This is a genomic window from Leifsonia poae, assembly GCF_020009625.1.
GTDB classification, from domain to species: Bacteria; Actinomycetota; Actinomycetes; order Actinomycetales; family Microbacteriaceae; genus Leifsonia; species Leifsonia poae_A.
Genome location: NZ_JAIHLP010000002.1, coordinates 1,572,785 through 1,592,585, shown reverse-complemented (window position 1 = coordinate 1,592,585; position 19,801 = coordinate 1,572,785). Strand labels below are relative to the sequence as shown.

Sequence of the window (19,801 nt, the reverse complement as noted above, 5' to 3'; positions counted from 1 at the left end):
CCGCGAGCGGGCAGGCACGTACTCATCCGATGGGCCGAAACTTTCTGCACGGAAGTCTCGCGCCCCCACGGCATATCGATGACGAACAGATCCCGACTCTTCGGAAGCGGGATCACGCGTCGATCGGTTTCCCCGAAGTCCCGGCCTGTCTGCCCAGAACATGGAACAGATGTGCGGAGACCGACGGACAAAGCAACAACTGTCACCGTGCAGTCCATAAAAGGAGAAGTTCAGTGCCAACCATTCAGCAGTTGGTTCGGAAGGGCCGCAGCCCCAAGGTCACGAAGACCAAGGCGCCCGCCCTGAAGGCCAACCCCCAGCAGCGCGGCGTTTGCACCCGCGTCTACACCACCACCCCGAAGAAGCCGAACTCGGCTCTGCGCAAGGTGGCGCGTGTGAAGCTGTCCAACGGAACCGAGGTCACGGCCTACATTCCGGGCGAGGGCCACAACCTGCAGGAGCACTCGATGGTGCTCGTCCGCGGCGGTCGTGTCAAAGACCTCCCCGGTGTTCGTTACAAGATCGTTCGCGGCGCGCTGGACACCCAGGCCGTGAAGAACCGCAAGCAGGCTCGCAGCCGGTACGGCGCGAAGATGGAGAAGAAGTAATGCCTCGCAAGGGACCAGCCCCCAAGCGCCCCGTCGTCGCAGACCCGGTATACGGCGCCCCCATCGTCAGCCAGCTCGTCAACAAGATCCTCCTCGACGGCAAGAAGGGCCTCGCTGAGCGCATCGTCTACGACGCGCTCGAAGGCGTTGCCGCCAAGAACGGTCAGGATGCCGTCGCCACGCTCAAGAAGGCGCTCGACAACGTGCGCCCGACCCTCGAGGTCCGCAGCCGCCGCGTCGGTGGCTCGACCTACCAGGTGCCGGTCGAGGTCAAGCCGCACCGCGCCAACACCCTCGCGCTGCGCTGGCTCACCAGCTACGCCAAGGGTCGTCGCGAGAAGACCATGACCGAGCGCCTCACCAACGAGATCCTGGATGCGTCCAACGGTCTCGGCGCCGCCGTCAAGCGTCGTGAAGACACGCACAAGATGGCCGAGTCGAACAAGGCGTTCGCGCACTACCGCTGGTAATGATTCGACCGGTTCGGGTGTTGCACTCTTCGGGGTGCGACATCCGAACCGGTACCCCTTCCACTTTCTACTTTTCGGAGGAACCCTGTGGCACAGGACGTGCTCACCGACCTGCATAAGGTCCGCAACATCGGCATCATGGCCCACATCGATGCCGGCAAGACCACCACGACCGAGCGCATCCTGTTCTACACGGGCGTCAACCACAAGATTGGCGAGACCCACGACGGCGCCTCGACGACCGACTGGATGGAGCAGGAGAAGGAGCGCGGCATCACCATCACGTCCGCGGCCGTGACCTGTTTCTGGAACAAGAACCAGATCAACATCATCGACACCCCGGGCCACGTGGACTTCACCGTCGAGGTGGAGCGCTCGCTCCGCGTGCTCGACGGCGCGGTCGCCGTCTTCGACGGCAAGGAGGGCGTCGAGCCCCAGTCCGAGACCGTGTGGCGTCAGGCCGACAAGTACAACGTCCCCCGCATCTGCTTCGTCAACAAGATGGACAAGCTCGGCGCCGACTTCTACTTCACCGTCGACACCATCGTGAAGCGCCTCGGCGCGAAGCCGCTGGTCCTTCAGCTGCCGATCGGCTCGGAGTCCAACTTCGAGGGCGTCGTCGACCTGGTCGAGATGCGTGCGCTCACCTGGCGTGGAGACGCAAAGGGTGACGTTCAGATGGGCGCCAAGTACGCCATCGAGGAGATCCCCGCCGACCTCGTCGAGAAGGCCGAGGAGTACCGTCAGGCCCTCCTCGAGACCGTCGCCGAGACCGACGACGCGCTGCTCGAGAAGTTCTTCGGCGGTGAGGAGCTCACTGTCGCCGAGATCAAGGGCGCCATCCGCAAGCTCACCGTTAACAGCGAGATCTACCCGGTGCTCTGCGGTTCCGCGTTCAAGAACCGCGGTGTCCAGCCGATGCTCGACGCTGTGATCGACTACCTCCCGTCGCCGCTCGACGTGCCCGCCATCGAGGCGCACGACCCGCGCGACGAAGAGAAGGTCATCCTCCGTCACGCCGACGCCACCGAGCCGTTCTCGGCCCTGGCCTTCAAGGTCGCCGTCCACCCGTTCTTCGGTCGCCTCACCTACGTTCGCGTGTACTCCGGTCGCGTCGAGAGCGGCTCTGGTGTCGTGAACTCGACGAAGGGCAAGAAGGAGCGCATCGGGAAGATCTTCCAGATGCACGCCAACAAGGAGAACCCGGTCGACTTCGTCACCGCGGGCAACATCTACGCCGTGATCGGCCTCAAGGACACCACCACCGGTGACACACTGTGCGACCCGGACAACCAGGTCGTCCTCGAGTCGATGACGTTCCCGGAGCCCGTGATCGAGGTCGCGATCGAGCCGAAGACCAAGGCCGACCAGGAGAAGCTGGGCACCGCGATCCAGAAGCTCGCCGAGGAAGACCCGACCTTCCGCACTGAGCAGAACCAGGAGACCGGTCAGACGGTCATCAAGGGAATGGGCGAGCTCCACCTCGACATCCTGGTCGACCGCATGAAGCGCGAGTTCAACGTCGAGGCGAACGTCGGCAAGCCCCAGGTGGCCTACCGCGAGACGATCCGCCGTTCGGTCGAGAAGTACGACTACACGCACAAGAAGCAGACCGGTGGTTCGGGTCAGTTCGCAAAGATCCAGATCACGATCGAGCCGATGGATGTCACGCCGGAGACGAGCTACGAGTTCGTCAACGCCGTCACCGGTGGTCGCGTGCCGCGTGAGTACATCCCGTCGGTCGACCACGGCATCCAGGACGCCATGCAGGTCGGCGTCCTCGCCGGCTTCCCGACCGTCGGCGTCAAGGCGACCCTGGTCGATGGCGCTTCGCACGATGTCGACTCCTCGGAGATGGCGTTCAAGATCGCCGGCTCGATGGCCTACAAAGAGGCCGCGCGCAAGGCGAACCCCGTGCTGCTCGAGCCGCTCATGGCGGTCGAGGTGCGCACGCCGGAAGAGTACATGGGCGATGTGATCGGTGACCTCAACTCCCGTCGAGGCCAGATCCAGTCGATGGAGGACGCGAGCGGTGTCAAGGTGATCCGCGCCAACGTCCCGCTGTCGGAAATGTTCGGATACATCGGTGACCTGCGGTCGAAGACCTCGGGCCGCGCGGTCTACTCGATGACGTTCGACAGCTACGCGGAGGTCCCGAAGGCTGTGGCCGACGAGATCGTCCAGAAGAACAAGGGCGAATAGCAGGAGAGCCCCTGACGGATTTGAGGTTCCGGATCGCTGGTCCGCCAGCGTTCCGGAACCCCGGATCAACCAAGTAACATAGGTAAACAATCCCGTAGAGTTGCCGGCCGAAAACCATCGGCCGGGGTTTCTACACGAGAGTCCTGAGGAGGACCCAGTGGCTAAGGCCAAGTTCGAGCGGACTAAGCCGCACGTCAACATCGGAACCATCGGTCACGTCGACCACGGCAAGACCACGCTCACCGCGGCGATCTCGAAGGTGCTTGCTGACAAGTACCCGTCGGCCACCAACGTGCAGCGCGACTTCGCGTCGATCGACTCGGCTCCGGAAGAGCGTCAGCGCGGTATCACGATCAACATCTCGCACGTCGAGTACGAGACCCCGAAGCGCCACTACGCGCACGTTGACGCCCCTGGGCACGCCGACTACATCAAGAACATGATCACCGGTGCCGCTCAGATGGACGGCGCGATCCTCGTGGTCGCCGCCACCGACGGTCCCATGGCGCAGACCCGTGAGCACGTTCTGCTCGCCAAGCAGGTCGGCGTTCCGTACCTGCTGGTCGCGCTGAACAAGTCCGACATGGTCGACGACGAGGAGATCCTGGAGCTCGTCGAGCTCGAGGTTCGCGAGCTGCTCTCGAGCCAGAACTTCGACGGCGACAACGCCCCCGTCGTTCGCGTCTCGGGCCTCAAGGCTCTCGAGGGTGACGAGAAGTGGGTCAACTCCGTTCTCGAGCTCATGGAAGCCGTCGACAACTCCATCCCGGACCCGATCCGCGACAAGGACAAGCCGTTCCTGATGCCGATCGAGGACGTCTTCACGATCACCGGTCGTGGAACCGTCGTCACGGGCCGCGCCGAGCGTGGAACCCTCGCCATCAACTCCGAGGTCGAGATCGTCGGCATCCGCCCGACGCAGAAGACCACGGTCACCGGTATCGAGATGTTCCACAAGCAGCTCGACGAGGCATGGGCCGGCGAGAACTGTGGTCTGCTCCTCCGTGGCACCAAGCGCGAGGACGTCGAGCGCGGTCAGGTCGTCGTCAAGCCGGGTTCGGTCACGCCGCACACCGACTTCGAGGGCACCGCCTACATCCTGTCGAAGGATGAGGGTGGCCGTCACAACCCGTTCTACGCGAACTACCGTCCGCAGTTCTACTTCCGTACCACCGACGTCACCGGCGTCATCACGCTGCCCGAGGGCACCGAGATGGTCATGCCCGGCGACACCACCGACATGACGGTCGCGCTGATCCAGCCGATCGCCATGGAGGAGGGCCTCGGCTTCGCCATCCGTGAGGGTGGCCGCACCGTGGGCGCCGGTACCGTTGTGAAGATCATCAAGTAGTCTCCGACTGCTCCGAAAGGGGTCGGGCCGTTCGCGGCCCGGCCCCTTTTCTATTTGTGTCGTGCCGTTGCGTCCCCACAAAGGGGGCATGCGCTAGAGTGAGATTTTCTCACTAATACGAGACTTTCGCGCCGTGGTCCTCTAAGCTGAGAAAACCTCAATACCCGAACTGAGGATGGCTCGCACCTGCCAAGGGGGTCCCCAACATGCGACGTCAGCACAGCTCTGCCCACTTCGACGACGAATCGACCGAGAAGCGCGCCCGAACGCCTTTCCGTCTCACCGGTTGGACCGCGCGCATCGCCGCGCCGGCCATCGTGCTCGCGCTGGCGATCACCGGCTTCACGGCTCCGGCGAATGCGGAGGATGCGGTTCCCGCCTCCTCTCCTGCGGCGTCTGCGCCGACCGCCTCGACGACGCCGACGCCTGATCCCTCCCCGTCGGCGACGCCGGCGGCTGATCCGGCTCCGGCCCCATCGGCGGCCCCGTCACCTGATCCAGCGCCGTCCTCGACGCCGGCGGCGACTCCGTCGCCGAGCGCACCCGCCGCACCGGTGGTTCCGCCGACCGCGCCGAGCACGAAGGCGCTCGCTGTTCCGAGCCCTTCGCCGTCGACCCCTCCTGGCTCGTCGAGCGGCTCCACCACCGGAACGCTCTCGGTCGTGAAGCACATCGAGAACGCCGACGGTACCCTTATCGACAGCACGCCGGCCGGCTGGGCGTTCACCGCGACGAGCACGGGGCTGTCCTACAGCCCGCAGCTGCTCACCACGAATGGTGCCACCGGTTCGGTGACGTACACGCTCACCGTGCCCGCGGGCGCCACCTCGGTGCCCGTGACCGTCGCTGAGACCCAGAAAGACAACTATCAGCTCGTGCAGCAGGGCGGTCTCAATGCGGTCTGCACCTACGCAGACGGCACCGTCGTCAACGTCGGGACGCTGGGCTTCAAGGTCAACGTCCCCGGCAACCAGAATGTTCGCTGCGTCGTCGTCAACCGCGAGATCCCGGCCGCCTGGTCGGTCTCGAAGACGAGCGATCCGGCCTCCGGCACGACGGTGGTTCCCGGTCAGCTCATCACCTACACGCTCAACGTGCAGTACACCGGCGGAATGCTCCCGAACTCGCTGGTGATCACCGACGACATGTCGAAGGTGCTCGATAACGCGACACTCGTCGGCGATCTCGAGCCCACGCAGGGGAGTGCCGCGATCGTCGGCACGAACCTGGTGTGGACCATCACCGGTTTCGACGACTCGCTCAGCCTGAGCTACACCGTGCGGGTGAACGCAGGCGCCTATGGCGTGCACATCGTCAACGTGCTGACCGTTCCGCCGGGAGGTGTGTGCGACGAGAGCTGCACGACCGACCACCCGACCCCGCACTGGACGCTGACCAAGACGGCGGACCCGGCCAGCGGCTCGGTCGTGGAACCCGGTCAGACCATCACCTACACGCTCACGGCGAAGAACGATTCGGATGCCGAGGTGACGGGCGCGACAGCGGTCGACTCGCTGGGCAACGTGCTCGACAACGCCCATCTCACCGGCACCCTGCCGGCTGCGCTCAGCCGTTCCGGGAATCAGCTCACCTGGCAGGTCCCGACGCTCGAGGCGGGGGCGAGCGAGACGGTGTCGTTCTCGGTGATCGTGAACGACGACGCCGCCGGTGTCGTCATCGACAATGTCGTCACGCCGGGCCAGGGCGGCTCCTGCCCGCCGGCGCCGCCATACGGCCCGCAACCGAGCGATCAGCCGGGCTGCGAGACGACCCACCGCGTGCCCAGCGTCAACCTGAACATCGTGAAGACCCACTCCACGACGGACGGCGGTGAAGGCGGAGTCATCGACTCGGGGAAGAACGAGGTCATCGACTATCAGCTGGCCGTCGGCAACACCGGAACGGATGCGGCGACGGGGGTCACGGTCACCGACGCACTGCCCGCGGGGCTGACCTTCGTGGCAGGCTCCCTCGTGGCGCCGCCCGGATGGAGTGTGACCGAGGCGGGCTCGACGCTCACCTTCGTGTACTCGGGCTCTCTGAACCCCGGGGCCACGGCTGTCCTGACCTTCCGGGCCTCCGTGGGTGACCTCTCGCGGTCCGGAATCGATGTTCCCTATCCCAACATCGACAACCGGGCCTGTGTCACCAGCGCCCAGCACGACTCCGACACCTCGGACAACTGCTCGACCGACACGACGAAGGTCAAGTCGATCGCGGTGAGCGCTCAGGCACTGTGTGTGAACGACGCCCCGGTGGTGTCGTACTCGATCACGCCGTACAACCTGACGACCGCACCGAAGATCGCGCTCATCTGGTGGACGGCCGACGCGTACGCCGCCCGCAATACCAGCATCCCGGCCGGAGATGAGGCGGCGCTGCTCGCCAACGGTGCGAGCAAGGTCAACTACGTCACTCTGCCGAGCGGCTGGGTGAACGGCGACACCATCACCGGTACCCAGCTCTGGCCGGGAGCCAGCGTGGACGCGAGCGGCCACGGCAACGGCTGGCCGGGCTGGCGCCAGCTGGGTGACGGCACCTGGGTGCTCGACCCGGCCGCACCGTTCTACGACCTGCGCACCGGTGCGGTCGTCGAGGTGCGGATCAACCCGACCACCGCATCCACCGTGGCTTACCCGCCGCCCTCGACGCACTGCGACCCGGCCGTGACCACGACCGTCGCCGCAGGCGGCTCCTCCACCGGGCTGGCCGACACGGGCAGCGACACGATGGGTCCGCTCGCCGGAGCCGCCGTGCTGCTGGGATTGGGCGCCGGACTGGTGCTCTGGATGCGTCGCCGTCGCGGTGATGTTCACTAGGGGTTTACCTCACCGCCGCAGCGGCGCAGAATAAGGTCACCGTTCACACCGGACGGACCGCCGAACAAGGGAGAGCGTATGGGTATCCACAACCTCGCAAACCAGGCCGAACCGTTGACCGGCCCCCGGGCGGAGAGTTCGGGAACCGCGTGAGCGGAACCACAGGCAACAGCAAGGAGTGACGGCGCGAGGCGTCATTCGAGCGGGGTCGGGCAGTCGCACGGCCCCGCTCTTCGTCGTCCGCGACACGCCCGGGTTGCAGCGAAGCCAATACTCTGGCAAACTTGTCTAGTTCAACACTTCGGAACGAGTGCGCTCGCGCGTGCTCCGAACGGATCACTGCCAGGCAGTGCATAGCCCACCGCGAGGTCGTTCATTCGATCAGCGGCAGATGGTTAGGCCGCGGGTAGCAGAGCAACGCTTAATCGACCTCCTTCGAGAACACGGGTCATCTCTGTCCTCGAAACGGGCGACACGCCCGAGCGCGGGGGTCGGTGAGTTGACAGAAGAAGAGTGAAAGAAAGACCAGCGGCGAACGCCCCCGTTCGCCACCTGCGTCCAATGCGAGGCCGGCTCCTTCGGGAATCGGGCTCGTAAGACGCCATAACAAGAGAGTGAGTCAGACATGGCGGGACAGAAGATCCGCATTCGGCTTAAGTCGTACGACCACGAGGTCATCGACACCTCGGCGCGCAAGATCGTCGACACCGTGACCCGTGCGGGCGCGACCGTTGTCGGCCCCGTGCCGCTTCCGACCGAGAAGAACGTGGTGTGCGTCATCCGTTCGCCCCACAAGTACAAGGACAGCCGCGAGCACTTCGAGATGCGCACACACAAGCGCCTCATCGACATCATCGACCCGACGCCCAAGGCCGTCGACTCGCTCATGCGTCTCGACCTGCCGGCCGACGTCAACATCGAGATCAAGCTCTAAGGGGGAGTGCCATGTCGAACATCGAAACCAAGACCTCCCGTGGCCTCCTCGGCAAGAAGCTCGGAATGACCCAGGTCTGGGATGAGAACAACAAGCTCATCCCCGTGACCGTCATCGAGATCACGCCGAACGTCGTGACCCAGGTCCGCACCCCCGAGGTCGACGGCTACAACGCCGTTCAGATCGCCTACGGCCAGATCGACCCGCGCAAGGTCAACAAGCCGTCCGCCGGACACTTCGACAAGGCCGGCGTCACGCCGCGCCGTCACCTCACCGAGGTCCGCACCGCCGATGCCGCTGACTACAGCGCCGGCCAGGAGCTGACCGTCGACGCGACCTTCGAGGCCGGCCAGCTGGTCGACGTCGTCGGAACGTCGAAGGGCAAGGGCTTCGCCGGTGTGATGAAGCGTCACAACTTCAAGGGTGTCTCCGCCTCGCACGGTGCTCACCGCAACCACCGCAAGCCGGGTTCCATCGGCGCCTCCTCGACCCCGAGCCGTGTCTTCAAGGGCATGCGCATGGCCGGTCGCATGGGTGGCGAGCGCGTCACGGTCTTGAACCTCAAGGTTCAGGCGATCGACGCCGAGAAGGGCCTCCTGCTGGTCAAGGGAGCCGTTCCCGGTGCCCGTGGCCGCATCGTATTCGTCCGCAACGCAGTGAAGGGGGCCTAGTCTCCATGGCTACCTCGATTGACGTCCTCGACGTCAAGGGCAAGAAGGCGGGCTCCGTCGAGCTCCCCGCCGAGCTCTTCGACGTTCAGACCAACATCCCGCTGATCCACCAGGTGGTCGTCGCCCAGCTCGCCGCTGCGCGTCAGGGAACCCACAAGACCAAGCGTCGTGGTGAGGTCTCCGGTGCCGGCCGCAAGCCGTTCAAGCAGAAGGGAACCGGTCGCGCTCGTCAGGGCTCGATCCGCGCCCCTCAGATGACCGGCGGTGGCATCGTCCACGGACCAGTGCCCCGCAGCTACGCGCAGCGCACCCCCAAGAAGATGATCGCCGCCGCCCTGCTCGGTGCCCTCAGCGACCGCGCCCGCGGAAGCCGGCTGCACGCCGTCGAGTCGCTCGCCCTCGGTGAGACCCCGTCGACCAAGGCCGTCGTGGAGTACCTGACCGGTGTCGCCACCTCGAAGCACGTGCTCATCGTGCTCGAGCGCGACGATGCGGTGAGCGCCCTGAGCGTCCGCAACATCCCGACCGTGCACGTGCTGCACTTCGACCAGCTGAACGCGTACGACGTTCTGGTGAGCGACGACATCGTCTTCACCAAGGGTGCGCTCGAAGCGTTCATCGCGTCGAAGTCCAACAAGGAAGAGGTGAACGCGTAATGCCCGTCAACAAGGACCCGCGCGACGTCATCATCGCCCCCGTCGTCTCCGAGAAGAGCTATGGCCTGATCGACGAAGGCAAGTACACCTTCCTCGTCGACCCGCGCTCGAACAAGACCGAGATCAAGCTCGCCATCGAGAGCATCTTCAAGGTCCAGGTCGCGTCGATCAACACCCTGAACCGTCAGGGCAAGACCCGCCGCACCAAGTTCGGCCAGGGCAAGCGTAAGGACACCAAGCGTGCGATCGTCACGCTGAAGTCCGGTTCCATCGACATCTTCACGGCAGTTGGCTAAGGCCGGGATCTAGAGGAAAACAGACATGGCTATTCGTAAATACAAGCCCACGACCCCCGGTCGCCGCGGTTCGAGCGTCGCCGACTTCGCCGAGATCACCCGATCGACGCCCGAGAAGTCGCTGCTCCGCCCGCTCTCGAAGACCGGTGGCCGCAACAACCAGGGTCGCATCACGACCCGTCACATCGGTGGTGGCCACAAGCGCCAGTACCGTGTCATCGACTTCCGTCGCAATGACAAAGACGGCGTGAACGCCAAGGTCGCACACATCGAGTACGACCCCAACCGCACGGCGCGCATCGCGCTGCTCCACTTCGTGGACGGCACCAAGCGCTACATCCTCGCCCCGAACAAGCTGTCGCAGGGCGACATCGTCGAGTCGGGCGCCGGAGCGGACATCAAGCCGGGCAACAACCTGCCGCTGCGCAACATCCCCACCGGTACCGTCATCCACGCGATCGAGCTGAAGCCGGGCGGTGGCGCCAAGATGGCCCGCTCCGCCGGTGCGTCGGTTCGTCTCGTCGCCAAGGACGGTCCCTACGCGCAGCTCCGTCTGCCGTCGGGCGAGATCCGCAACGTGGATGCCCGCTGCCGCGCCACCATCGGCGAGGTCGGCAACGCCGAGCAGTCGAACATCAACTGGGGCAAGGCCGGCCGTATGCGCTGGAAGGGCGTTCGCCCGACCGTCCGCGGTGTCGCCATGAACCCGGTCGACCACCCGCACGGTGGTGGTGAGGGCAAGACCTCCGGTGGACGCCACCCGGTCAGCCCGTGGGGCCAGAAGGAAGGCCGCACCCGCCACCCCAACAAGGAAAGCGACAAGCTCATCGTTCGTCGCCGCACCGCCGGCAAGAAGCGTAAGTAGGAGTAGAAGATGCCACGCAGTCTCAAAAAGGGCCCCTTCGTCGACGACCACCTGCTTCGCAAGGTCGTTGTGGCGAATGAGGCCAACAGCAAGAACGTGATCAAGACCTGGTCGCGCCGCTCGATGATCGTCCCGGCCATGCTGGGTCACACCATCGCGGTGCACGACGGTCGCAAGCACATCCCGGTGTTCGTCACCGAGACCATGGTTGGGCACAAGCTCGGCGAGTTCGCGCCCACCCGCACCTTCCGTGGACACGTGAAGGACGACAAGAAGGGTCGCCGCCGCTAACGCGGTGGCGTAAGGAGGAGAGAAATGGTGGAGTCGATCGCACGCGTGCGACACATCCGCGTGACCCCCAGAAGGCTCGTCGCGTCGTCAACCTGATCCGCGGCAAGCAGGCACAGGAGGCCCTGGCCATCCTGAAGTTCGCCCCGCAGGGTGCGAGCGAGCCGGTGTACAAGCTCGTCGCCTCGGCGATCGCCAATGCGCGAGTCAAGGCCGACGCTTCGAACACCTACCTGGACGAGCAGGACCTGTACGTGAGCAGCGCATTCGTCGACGAGGGTACGACCCTCAAGCGTTTCCAGCCGCGTGCGCAGGGCCGAGCCTTCCGCATCAACAAGCGCACCAGCCACATCACGGTCGTCCTCGCGACGCCGGATGAGGTCCAGGCTGCCAAGGCTTCGAAGAAGGCGAGCAAGTAATGGGTCAGAAAGTCAATCCATACGGCTTCCGTCTGGGAATCACCACCGACCACGTGTCGCGTTGGTTCTCCGACAGCACCAAGCCGGGCCAGCGTTACAGCGACTTCGTCGCCGAGGACGTCAAGATCCGTCGTCTGCTGCAGACGTCGCTCGACCGCGCGGGTGTCTCGCGCATCGAGATCGAGCGCACCCGTGACCGCGTCCGCGTCGACATCCACACCGCCCGTCCGGGCATCGTGATCGGTCGCCGTGGCGCCGAGGCCGAGCGCATCCGCGCCGACCTCGAGAAGCTCACGAAGAAGCAGATCCAGTTGAACATCCTCGAGGTGAAGAACCCCGAGGCCGACGCTCAGCTCGTCGCTCAGGGCATCGCCGAGCAGCTCTCCGCCCGCGTGGCCTTCCGCCGCGCGATGCGCAAGGGTCTGCAGGGTGCCCAGCGCGCCGGCGCCAAGGGTGTCCGCATCCAGGTCTCGGGTCGCCTCGGCGGCGCCGAGATGAGCCGCTCGGAGTTCTACCGCGAGGGCCGCGTGCCCCTGCACACACTCCGCGCGAACATCGACTACGGCTTCTACGAGGCCAAGACCACGTTCGGTCGTATCGGTGTCAAGGTGTGGATCTACAAGGGCGACATCACGAACAAGGAACTCGCTCGCGAGCAGGCGAACACCAAGTCGACCCGCCCCGAGCGCAACGACCGTCCGCGTCGCGGTGGACGGGGCAACGCCCCGCCGAGACCGCGCCGGCCGCCGCAGGAGTTGAGGCATAACCATGTTGATCCCACGTAGAGTCAAGCACCGCAAGCAGCACCACCCCGGCCGTTCCGGCCAGGCCACTGGTGGCACGAAAGTGAGCTTCGGCGAGTTCGGCATCCAGGCCCTGACCCCCGCTTATGTGACCAACCGTCAGATCGAGTCCGCTCGTATCGCCATGACGCGTCACATCAAGCGTGGCGGCAAGGTGTGGATCAACATCTATCCCGACCGTCCGCTCACGAAGAAGCCGGCCGAAACCCGCATGGGTTCCGGTAAGGGTTCGCCGGAGTGGTGGGTCGCGAACGTCAAGCCGGGCCGGGTCCTCTTCGAGGTCTCGGGTGTCGACGAGCAGCTCGCTCGTGAGGCCATGACCCGTGCAATCCACAAGCTGCCCCTCAAGGCACGCATCATCAAGCGCGAGGAGGGCGACGCGTAATGGCGATCGGATCCAAGGAGCTCGCATCCGCTGAGCTCGACACTTTCGAAGACGAGCGACTCGTCGACGAGCTGAAGAAGGCCAAGGAAGAGCTGTTCAACCTGCGCTTCCAGTCCGCGACCGGTCAGCTCGAGAGCCACGGCCGCCTGCGCGCCGTGAAGCGCGACATCGCTCGCATCTACACGGTCATCCGTGAGCGTGAACTCGGCATTCGGCCCACCCCGGCCCCCGTCGAGGTCGTCGCCGCGAAGACCGCGAAGAAGACCACGAAGACCAAGGCCGAGAAGGAGGCTGCTCCGGCAGCCGAGGCCGAGACCGAGACTGAGGAGGCCAAGTAATGGCTGAGACCACCAAGGCTGCGGCCGCGGAGTCGGCGGCCGACGAGGCCCTCGTCCGTGGATACCGCAAGGCCCGCCGCGGGTACGTGACCAGCGACAAGATGGACAAGACCATCGTCGTCGAGGTCGAAGACCGCGTGAAGCACCCCCTGTACGGCAAGGTCATCCGCCGTACCTCCAAGGTGAAGGTGCACGACGAGAACAACAGCGCCGGCATCGGCGACCTCGTTCTCATCAACGAGACCCGTCCGCTGAGTGCCTCGAAGCGCTGGCGCCTGGTTGAGATTCTGGAGAAGGCCAAATGATTCAGCAGGAATCCCGAGTCAAGGTCGCCGACAACACGGGCGCCAAAGAGCTGCTCACCATCCGCGTGCTGGGTGGGTCGGGCCGTCGTTACGCCGGTCTCGGCGACACGATCGTCGCGACGGTCAAAGACGCGATTCCGGGCGGCAACGTCAAGAAGGGCGACGTCGTCAAGGCCGTCATCGTGCGTGTGGTCAAGCAGACCCGTCGCCCGGACGGCTCGTACATCAAGTTCGATGAGAACGCCGCAGTGATCTTGAAGAACGACGGTGACCCGCGCGGCACCCGTATCTTCGGACCGGTCGGTCGCGAGCTCCGCGACAAGAAGTTCATGAAGATCATCTCGCTGGCACCGGAGGTTATCTAAGTCATGGCGAAGAACATCAAGAAGGGTGACCTCGTGCAGGTCATCACTGGTGCGACCCAGGCTCGTGGCGGAGATCGCGGCAAGCAGGGTCGGGTCATCGAGGTGCAGGTCGAGAAGAACCGCATCATCGTCGAGGGCGTGAACTTCGTGACCAAGCACGTGCGCGTCGGACAGACCCAGCGCGGCACCAAGACCGGCGGCATCGAGACCCACGAGGCCCCGATCCACGTGTCGAACGTCGCCCTGGTCGACCCCGAGACCAAGCAGCCGACCCGCGTCGGCTTCCGCACGGAGACCGTGACGAAGGACGGCGTCGCCAAGACGGTCCGCGTTCGTTACGCCAAGAAGTCTGGTAAGGACCTGTAATGACCGACACTGCAACCGCCGCTGGCAAAATCCAGCCGCGTCTCAAGCAGAAGTACAAGAACGAGATCTCGGCGCAGCTCGCGAAGGACCTCGGCTTCACCAACCCGCACCAGGTGCCGGGTCTGACGAAGATCGTCGTCAACATGGGTGTCGGCGAGGCTGCGCGCGACGGCAAGGTGATGGATGGTGCGGTCGCCGACCTCACCAAGATCACCGGCCAGAAGCCGCAGGTCACGAAGGCCCGCAAGTCGATCGCGCAGTTCAAACTGCGTGAGGGTCAGCCGATCGGTGCACACGTCACGCTGCGTGGCGACCGCATGTGGGAGTTCCTCGACCGTCTTCTCTCGCTCGCCCTTCCCCGTATCCGCGACTTCCGCGGTCTGTCGGACAAGCAGTTCGACGGCACGGGCAACTACACCTTCGGTCTCACGGAGCAGGCGATGTTCCACGAGATCGATCAGGACCGGATCGACCGCGTTCGCGGAATGGACATCACTGTGGTGACCACCGCGAGGAACGACGAAGAGGGCCGTGCGCTGCTCAAGCAGCTCGGCTTCCCCTTCCGTTCGAACGACGCGTCGAACTAGTTCTCCCCTGTCGGGCCGGCCGATCCGGCCGGCCCGCTTCCACCACAGGTCGTCACTCGTGTAACGGGTGAACGAAACCTGGTGAACCAAAGGAAACATCTGCAATGACAATGACAGATCCGGTCGCAGACATGCTGACCAGACTGCGCAACGCGAACTCGGCGCACCATGACACCGTGTCGATGCCGCACTCGAAGCTCAAGTCGCACATCGCCGACATCCTCAAGGCGGAAGGCTACATCGCCGCCTGGGAGGTCACGGATGCGCGGGTCGGCAAGACGCTCACTCTGAGCCTCAAGTTCGGTCCGAACCGCGAGCGCTCCATCGCCGGCATCAAGCGCGTCTCGAAGCCCGGACTCCGCGTTTACGCGAAGTCCACCGAGATCCCCAAGGTCCTCGGCGGGCTCGGCGTCGCCATCCTGTCCACCTCCTCCGGTCTTCTGACCGACCGGCAGGCTGAGAAGAAGGGCGTGGGTGGGGAAGTCCTCGCCTACGTTTGGTAGTCCGTCATGTCGCGTATTGGAAGACTGCCCATCGACGTCCCTGCCGGGGTCGATGTGAAGATCGACGGCCAGGCCGTCACCGTCAAGGGGCCGAAGGGTGAGCTTCAGCTCACCGTCGCCACCCCGATCGAGGTCAAGCTGGAAGAGGGCAAGGTGCTCGTCACCCGCCCCGACGACGAGCGCGCTTCGCGTTCGCTGCACGGCCTGACCCGCACCCTGATCCACAACCAGATCATCGGCGTCACCGAGGGCTACTCCAAGGGACTCGAGATCGTCGGCACCGGTTACCGCGTGGCCCAGAAGGGCGCGGGCGTCGAGTTCGCTCTCGGCTTCTCGCACCCGGTCAACGTCGAGCCGCCCGCGGGCATCACGTTCACGGTGGAGGGCAACAACAAGCTCACCGTCAGCGGCATCGACAAGCAGGCCGTCGGTGAGGTTGCCGCCAACATCCGTAAGATCCGCAAGCCCGAGCCCTACAAGGGCAAGGGTGTGCGCTACGCCGGCGAGGTTGTCCGTCGCAAGGCCGGAAAGGCTGGTAAGTAACCATGGCTCTCGGAACCAGAGGAAAGAGCAAGACCGCTGCGCGTACGCGTCGCCACACCCGCCTTCGCAAGAAGGTCGAGGGCACCGCGGTCCGTCCCCGTCTCGTCGTCAACCGTTCGGCCCGTCACGTCTTCGTGCAGGTCGTGGACGACAGCAAGGGTCACACCCTCGCGTCGGCGTCGACCATGGAGGCCGACCTCCGCAGCTTCGACGGTGACAAGACCGCCAAGGCCCGCAAGGTCGGCGAACTCGTCGCCGAGCGTGCCAAGAGCGCGGGCATCGACGCCGTCGTATTCGACCGTGGTGGCAGCAAGTACGCGGGTCGCGTCGCCGCTGTCGCCGAAGGAGCTCGAGAGGGTGGATTGAACCTGTGAGCGACGAACAGAACAACAAGGAGCAGACCGTGGCCTCTGAGCAGACAGCCGACGCCGTGGCGCCGGTGGAGACTGCGGCCTCCACGACCAGCACGCAGGAGCCTCGTGAGGCTCGCCGCGGCGGCCGTGAGCGCAACCCCAACCGTGATCGCGGAAGCCGCGACCAGGACAAGAGCCAGTTCCTCGAGCGCGTCGTGACGATCAACCGCGTCTCGAAGGTCGTCAAGGGTGGACGCCGTTTCAGCTTCACCGCCCTCGTCGTGGTCGGTGACGGAAACGGTCTCGTCGGTGTCGGCTACGGCAAGGCCCGTGAGGTGCCGCTGGCGATCTCGAAGGGTGTCGAAGAGGCGAAGAAGAACTTCTTCCGCGTTCCTCGCGTCGGCAACACCATCCCCCACCCCGTTCAGGGTGAGGCCGCCGCCGGTGTGGTGCTCCTGCGCCCCGCCGCCGCCGGTACCGGTGTTATCGCCGGTGGTCCTGTGCGCGCCGTGCTCGAGTGCGCCGGAATCCACGATGTCCTCAGCAAGTCGCTCGGCTCGTCGAACACGATCAACATCGTGCACGCGACCGTTGCGGCGCTGCAGCAGCTCGAGGAACCTCGTGCCGTCGCAGCCCGCCGTGGACTCGACTACGACCAGGTCGCCCCGGCGCGCCTGCTTCGTACTGAGGCAGCGCTGGCCGAGGCCGCCGCGACCGCGAAGGCAGGTGCCTGATGGCTGCTCGTCTGAAGATCACGCAGATCAAGTCCAAAGTAAGTGAGAAGCAGAACCAGCGCGATACTCTTCGCAGCCTGGGTCTGAAGCGCATCGGTGACGTCGTCGTCCGTGAGGACACCTCGCAGAACCGCGGGTACGTCAACACCGTCGCTCACCTTGTCAAGGTCGAGGAGATTGACTAATGGCTGACGAAGCAACCAAGAAGGCTGCCGCCGAGAAGCCGGCCGCCGAGAAGAAGGCGCCGGCGAAGGCTGCCGCCCCCAAGGCTGCTGCCGAGAAGAAGGCTGCGGCTCCCAAGGCCGCCGCCGAGAAGCCGGCCGCCGAGAAGAAGGCGCCCGCGAAGGCTGCTGCCCCCAAGGCCGCCGCCGCTTCGAAGGACGAGACCAGCGCTGCCAAGGCTGAGAAGCCGGCTGCGAAGGCTCCCGCCAAGAAGGCCGCCGAGGCTCCGGTGACCCGTGAGCACGTGCTCAAGGTCCACCACCTGCGCCCCGCCGCCGGATCCAAGAAGGACCGCACCCGCGTCGGACGCGGTGAGGGCTCGAAGGGTAAGACGGCCGGCCGCGGCACCAAGGGAACCAAGGCGCGCTACTCGGTGCGTCCCGGCTTCCAGGGTGGTCAGCTGCCGTTCCACATGCGGGCTCCGAAGCTTCGCGGCTTCAAGAACCCGTTCCGTGTGGAGTACCAGGTCGTGAACCTGGAGAAGCTCGCCGAGCTCTACCCGTCGGGCGGTGACGTCACCGTCACCGATCTCGTCGCCAAGGGCGCTGTTCGCAAGAACGAGAAGGTCAAGGTTCTCGGCAACGGCGACATTGCGGTTAAGCTGAATGTCGCGGTCGACAAGGTCTCCGGCTCTGCTGAGCAGAAGATCGTCGCCGCGGGTGGCTCGATCAAGTAGTCACCAGGGTCATGGGAACCACCGGATCCCGACCGACCCCGTAAAGTAGTGCAGTCGGGTGATCAGAAAATCTGGTCACCCGGCTGACTCCTTACAGGAAAGCAGGACGCAACTTGTTTAGCGCCGTCGCGCGGATCTTCCGCACGCCAGATCTTCGCCGGAAGATCGCCTTCACCCTGGGCATCATCGCCCTCTTCCGTCTGGGGTCTTTCATCCCGGCGCCGTTCGTCGATTTCGGCAATGTCCAGGCCTGCCTCAACGCCAACCAGGACACTTCCGGTCTCTACTCGCTCGTCAACCTGTTCTCGGGTGGCGCGCTCCTCAAGCTTTCGATCTTCGCGCTCGGCATCATGCCGTACATCACCGCGTCGATCATCGTGCAGCTGCTGCGCGTGGTCATCCCGCGCTTCGAGACCCTCTACAAAGAGGGCCAGGCCGGCCAGGCCAAGCTCACGCAGTACACCCGCTACCTCACGATCGCGCTCGGCGTCCTGCAGTCGACCACGCTGATCACCGTCGCCCGCAGCGGCGCCCTGTTCGGGACCACGGCGGTCTCGCAGTGCACGCAGCTCATCACGGACGACTCCTGGTACGCGATCATGCTGATGGTCATCACCATGACCGCCGGCACCGGCCTCATCATGTGGATGGGCGAGCTGGTCACCGAGCGCGGCATCGGCAACGGCATGTCCTTGCTGATCTTCACGTCGATCGCGGCGCAGTTCCCGAGCTCCCTGTGGGCCATCGAGCAGTCGCAGGGCATCGAGACGTTATTGATCGTCACCGCGATCGGATTGCTGATCGTCGCGGCCGTGGTCTTCGTCGAACAATCGCAACGGCGCATCCCCGTGCAATATGCGAAACGCATGGTCGGCAGGCGCACGTACGGCGGCAACAACACGTACATCCCCATCAAGGTCAACATGGCCGGTGTGGTGCCCGTGATCTTCGCTTCGTCGCTGCTGTACCTGCCGGCGCTGATCGCCCAGTTCAACCAGCCGGCGGCCGGCAAGGCCCCCGCGCCCTGGGTGACCTGGATCACGAACTACCTCACCAAGGGCGATCACCCGCTCTACATGCTGCTCTACTTCCTCCTCATCGTCGGGTTCACGTACTTCTACGTGGCGATCACCTTCAACCCTGAAGAGGTCGCCGACAACATGAAGAAGTACGGTGGCTTCATCCCGGGCATCCGCGCCGGTCGTCCGACCGCGGAGTACCTCGACTACGTACTGACCCGCGTCACCCTGCCCGGTTCGATCTATCTGGGTTTGATCGCGCTGATCCCGCTCATAGCTTTCGCTCTGCTCGGTGCGAGTCAGAACTTCATGTTCGGTGGCACGTCCATCCTGATCATCGTCGGCGTCGGCCTGGAGACGGTGAAGCAAATCGACTCCCAGCTGCAGCAGCGGCACTACGAGGGGTTGCTGCGATGACCCGAATGCTGATCGTGGGTCCCCCGGGGGCCGGCAAGGGAACGCAGGCGTCGCGGATCACCGGCACCTACGGCATCCCCGACATCTCCACAGGCGACATCTTCCGCGCGAACATCAAGAACCAGACGCCCCTGGGCGTTCAGGTCAAGGCGATCGTGGATGCGGGCGACTACGTTCCCGACTCGCTCACGAACGAACTCGTCAAGAACCGCATCGCCGAGGAGGACGCCCGAGCAGGCTTCCTGCTCGACGGGTACCCGCGCACGCTGGAGCAGGTGCACTACCTGGACGAGTTGCTGCACGCGAACGGTCAGAAGCTCGAAGCGGTGATCCAGCTGGTCGCCGACCAGGAGGAGATCGTCTCCCGCCTCACCAAGCGTGCTCAGGAACAAGGGCGCGCCGACGACTCGGAGGAGGCCATCCGCCACCGGCAGCAGGTCTACCTGCGCGAGACATCCCCGCTCGTCGACGTCTACCGCGAACGCGGCCTGCTCATCGAGGTCGACGGTCTCGGAGAGATCGATGAGGTCGCCGAGCGGATCAAGTCCGCGCTCACCGAGCGCGGCATCCTGCCTGCCTCCGAGCGCGACGAGTCGGTGGCCTAGG

The 19,801-nt window shown here is 65.0% G+C and carries 27 protein-coding genes and 1 pseudogene; 27 read left to right on the top strand and 1 reads right to left on the bottom strand.

Annotated features, from left to right (window positions below):
- Positions 1-233 precede the first annotated feature (233 nt).
- The 4 genes from rpsL to tuf all read left to right on the top strand — a co-directional run bounded on the left by rpsL (position 234) and on the right by tuf (position 4,631).
- Entirely contained in the window at positions 234-608 is a 375-nt protein-coding gene (rpsL, locus tag K5L49_RS08250) for a 30S ribosomal protein S12 (protein WP_055787040.1), read from the top strand.
- The gene (gene rpsG, locus K5L49_RS08245) at positions 608-1,078 is read left to right on the top strand and encodes a 30S ribosomal protein S7 (protein WP_163287610.1); all 471 of its coding nucleotides are present in this window, start codon (positions 608-610) and stop codon (positions 1,076-1,078) included. The genes rpsL and rpsG overlap by 1 nt, the downstream gene beginning before the upstream one ends.
- An 87-nt stretch (positions 1,079-1,165) precedes the next feature.
- On the top strand, positions 1,166-3,280 hold the full coding sequence (fusA, locus tag K5L49_RS08240) for an elongation factor G (protein ID WP_308116530.1): 2,115 nt from the start codon (positions 1,166-1,168) through the stop codon (positions 3,278-3,280).
- Between the two features lie 157 nt (positions 3,281-3,437).
- Positions 3,438-4,631: an elongation factor Tu gene (tuf, locus tag K5L49_RS08235; RefSeq protein WP_223691834.1), complete on the top strand. Its 1,194-nt coding sequence runs from the start codon at positions 3,438-3,440 to the stop codon at positions 4,629-4,631.
- Between the two features lie 214 nt (positions 4,632-4,845).
- On the opposite strand, the gene K5L49_RS08230 is transcribed toward tuf, so the two are convergent.
- Positions 4,846-5,304, bottom strand: coding sequence for a hypothetical protein (locus K5L49_RS08230; RefSeq protein ID WP_223691832.1), 459 nt, complete (start codon positions 5,302-5,304; stop codon positions 4,846-4,848).
- Between K5L49_RS08230 and K5L49_RS08225 the strand changes: the two genes are divergently transcribed.
- From K5L49_RS08225 to K5L49_RS08115, 23 genes and pseudogenes are all read left to right on the top strand, one after another.
- Positions 5,294-7,450: a DUF11 domain-containing protein gene (locus K5L49_RS08225; RefSeq protein WP_223691830.1), complete on the top strand. Its 2,157-nt coding sequence runs from the start codon at positions 5,294-5,296 to the stop codon at positions 7,448-7,450. The genes K5L49_RS08230 and K5L49_RS08225 overlap by 11 nt on opposite strands.
- A gap of 625 nt (positions 7,451-8,075) precedes the next feature.
- Positions 8,076-8,384, top strand: coding sequence for a 30S ribosomal protein S10 (gene rpsJ / locus K5L49_RS08220; protein WP_005050520.1), 309 nt, complete (start codon positions 8,076-8,078; stop codon positions 8,382-8,384).
- Positions 8,385-8,395: 11 nt separating this feature from the next.
- Positions 8,396-9,055 (top strand): 50S ribosomal protein L3, encoded by a 660-nt coding sequence (gene rplC / locus K5L49_RS08215; RefSeq protein ID WP_223691828.1) that lies wholly within the window; start codon positions 8,396-8,398, stop codon positions 9,053-9,055.
- 5 nt (positions 9,056-9,060) lie between these two features.
- Positions 9,061-9,711, top strand: a complete 651-nt coding sequence (rplD, locus tag K5L49_RS08210; protein ID WP_223691826.1) for a 50S ribosomal protein L4 — start codon at positions 9,061-9,063, stop codon at positions 9,709-9,711.
- Positions 9,711-10,007, top strand: a complete 297-nt coding sequence (rplW, locus tag K5L49_RS08205; protein ID WP_223691824.1) for a 50S ribosomal protein L23 — start codon at positions 9,711-9,713, stop codon at positions 10,005-10,007. Before rplD ends, rplW begins: the two co-directional genes overlap by 1 nt.
- 25 nt (positions 10,008-10,032) lie before the next feature.
- Positions 10,033-10,872, top strand: a complete 840-nt coding sequence (gene rplB / locus K5L49_RS08200) for a 50S ribosomal protein L2 (RefSeq protein ID WP_223691822.1) — start codon at positions 10,033-10,035, stop codon at positions 10,870-10,872.
- Positions 10,873-10,881: 9 nt separating this feature from the next.
- Positions 10,882-11,163: a 30S ribosomal protein S19 gene (gene rpsS, locus K5L49_RS08195; RefSeq protein WP_223691821.1), complete on the top strand. Its 282-nt coding sequence runs from the start codon at positions 10,882-10,884 to the stop codon at positions 11,161-11,163.
- A 24-nt stretch (positions 11,164-11,187) separates the two neighbouring features.
- Positions 11,188-11,579: pseudogene (gene rplV, locus K5L49_RS08190) on the top strand (50S ribosomal protein L22).
- Positions 11,579-12,364, top strand: a complete 786-nt coding sequence (rpsC, locus tag K5L49_RS08185; RefSeq protein ID WP_223691819.1) for a 30S ribosomal protein S3 — start codon at positions 11,579-11,581, stop codon at positions 12,362-12,364. Before rplV ends, rpsC begins: the two are co-directional and overlap by 1 nt.
- Positions 12,348-12,767, top strand: coding sequence for a 50S ribosomal protein L16 (rplP, locus tag K5L49_RS08180; RefSeq protein WP_223691817.1), 420 nt, complete (start codon positions 12,348-12,350; stop codon positions 12,765-12,767). The genes rpsC and rplP overlap by 17 nt, the downstream gene beginning before the upstream one ends.
- Positions 12,767-13,105 (top strand): 50S ribosomal protein L29, encoded by a 339-nt coding sequence (gene rpmC, locus K5L49_RS08175; protein ID WP_223691816.1) that lies wholly within the window; start codon positions 12,767-12,769, stop codon positions 13,103-13,105. The genes rplP and rpmC overlap by 1 nt, the downstream gene beginning before the upstream one ends.
- Complete coding sequence (rpsQ, locus tag K5L49_RS08170) at positions 13,105-13,410, top strand: 30S ribosomal protein S17 (protein ID WP_223691814.1); 306 nt, start codon at positions 13,105-13,107, stop codon at positions 13,408-13,410. The genes rpmC and rpsQ overlap by 1 nt, the downstream gene beginning before the upstream one ends.
- Complete coding sequence (gene rplN / locus K5L49_RS08165; RefSeq protein WP_223691812.1) at positions 13,407-13,775, top strand: 50S ribosomal protein L14; 369 nt, start codon at positions 13,407-13,409, stop codon at positions 13,773-13,775. Before rpsQ ends, rplN begins: the two co-directional genes overlap by 4 nt.
- Before the next feature lie 3 nt (positions 13,776-13,778).
- Positions 13,779-14,141, top strand: a complete 363-nt coding sequence (gene rplX / locus K5L49_RS08160) for a 50S ribosomal protein L24 (protein ID WP_223691810.1) — start codon at positions 13,779-13,781, stop codon at positions 14,139-14,141.
- Positions 14,141-14,728 (top strand): 50S ribosomal protein L5, encoded by a 588-nt coding sequence (gene rplE / locus K5L49_RS08155; RefSeq protein WP_223691809.1) that lies wholly within the window; start codon positions 14,141-14,143, stop codon positions 14,726-14,728. Before rplX ends, rplE begins: the two co-directional genes overlap by 1 nt.
- A 104-nt stretch (positions 14,729-14,832) precedes the next feature.
- Positions 14,833-15,231 carry a 30S ribosomal protein S8 gene (rpsH, locus tag K5L49_RS08150; RefSeq protein ID WP_223691807.1) on the top strand — a complete coding sequence of 133 codons (399 nt, stop codon included), beginning with the start codon at positions 14,833-14,835 and terminating at the stop codon, positions 15,229-15,231.
- Between the two features lie 6 nt (positions 15,232-15,237).
- Positions 15,238-15,774, top strand: coding sequence for a 50S ribosomal protein L6 (gene rplF, locus K5L49_RS08145; RefSeq protein ID WP_223691805.1), 537 nt, complete (start codon positions 15,238-15,240; stop codon positions 15,772-15,774).
- A gap of 2 nt (positions 15,775-15,776) precedes the next feature.
- Positions 15,777-16,148: a 50S ribosomal protein L18 gene (gene rplR / locus K5L49_RS08140; protein ID WP_223691803.1), complete on the top strand. Its 372-nt coding sequence runs from the start codon at positions 15,777-15,779 to the stop codon at positions 16,146-16,148.
- A gap of 56 nt (positions 16,149-16,204) precedes the next feature.
- Positions 16,205-16,861, top strand: a complete 657-nt coding sequence (gene rpsE / locus K5L49_RS08135) for a 30S ribosomal protein S5 (RefSeq protein WP_223695269.1) — start codon at positions 16,205-16,207, stop codon at positions 16,859-16,861.
- Positions 16,861-17,046, top strand: a complete 186-nt coding sequence (gene rpmD, locus K5L49_RS08130; protein WP_223691801.1) for a 50S ribosomal protein L30 — start codon at positions 16,861-16,863, stop codon at positions 17,044-17,046. The genes rpsE and rpmD overlap by 1 nt, the downstream gene beginning before the upstream one ends.
- The gene (gene rplO / locus K5L49_RS08125) at positions 17,046-17,759 is read left to right on the top strand and encodes a 50S ribosomal protein L15 (RefSeq protein WP_223691799.1); all 714 of its coding nucleotides are present in this window, start codon (positions 17,046-17,048) and stop codon (positions 17,757-17,759) included. Before rpmD ends, rplO begins: the two co-directional genes overlap by 1 nt.
- Positions 17,760-17,872: 113 nt before the next feature.
- Positions 17,873-19,195 carry a preprotein translocase subunit SecY gene (gene secY, locus K5L49_RS08120; RefSeq protein ID WP_223691797.1) on the top strand — a complete coding sequence of 441 codons (1,323 nt, stop codon included), beginning with the start codon at positions 17,873-17,875 and terminating at the stop codon, positions 19,193-19,195.
- A complete protein-coding gene (locus K5L49_RS08115) occupies positions 19,192-19,800 on the top strand; it encodes an adenylate kinase (RefSeq protein ID WP_223691795.1) in 609 nt (202 codons plus the stop codon). Before secY ends, K5L49_RS08115 begins: the two co-directional genes overlap by 4 nt.
- Position 19,801: the final 1 nt, after the last annotated feature.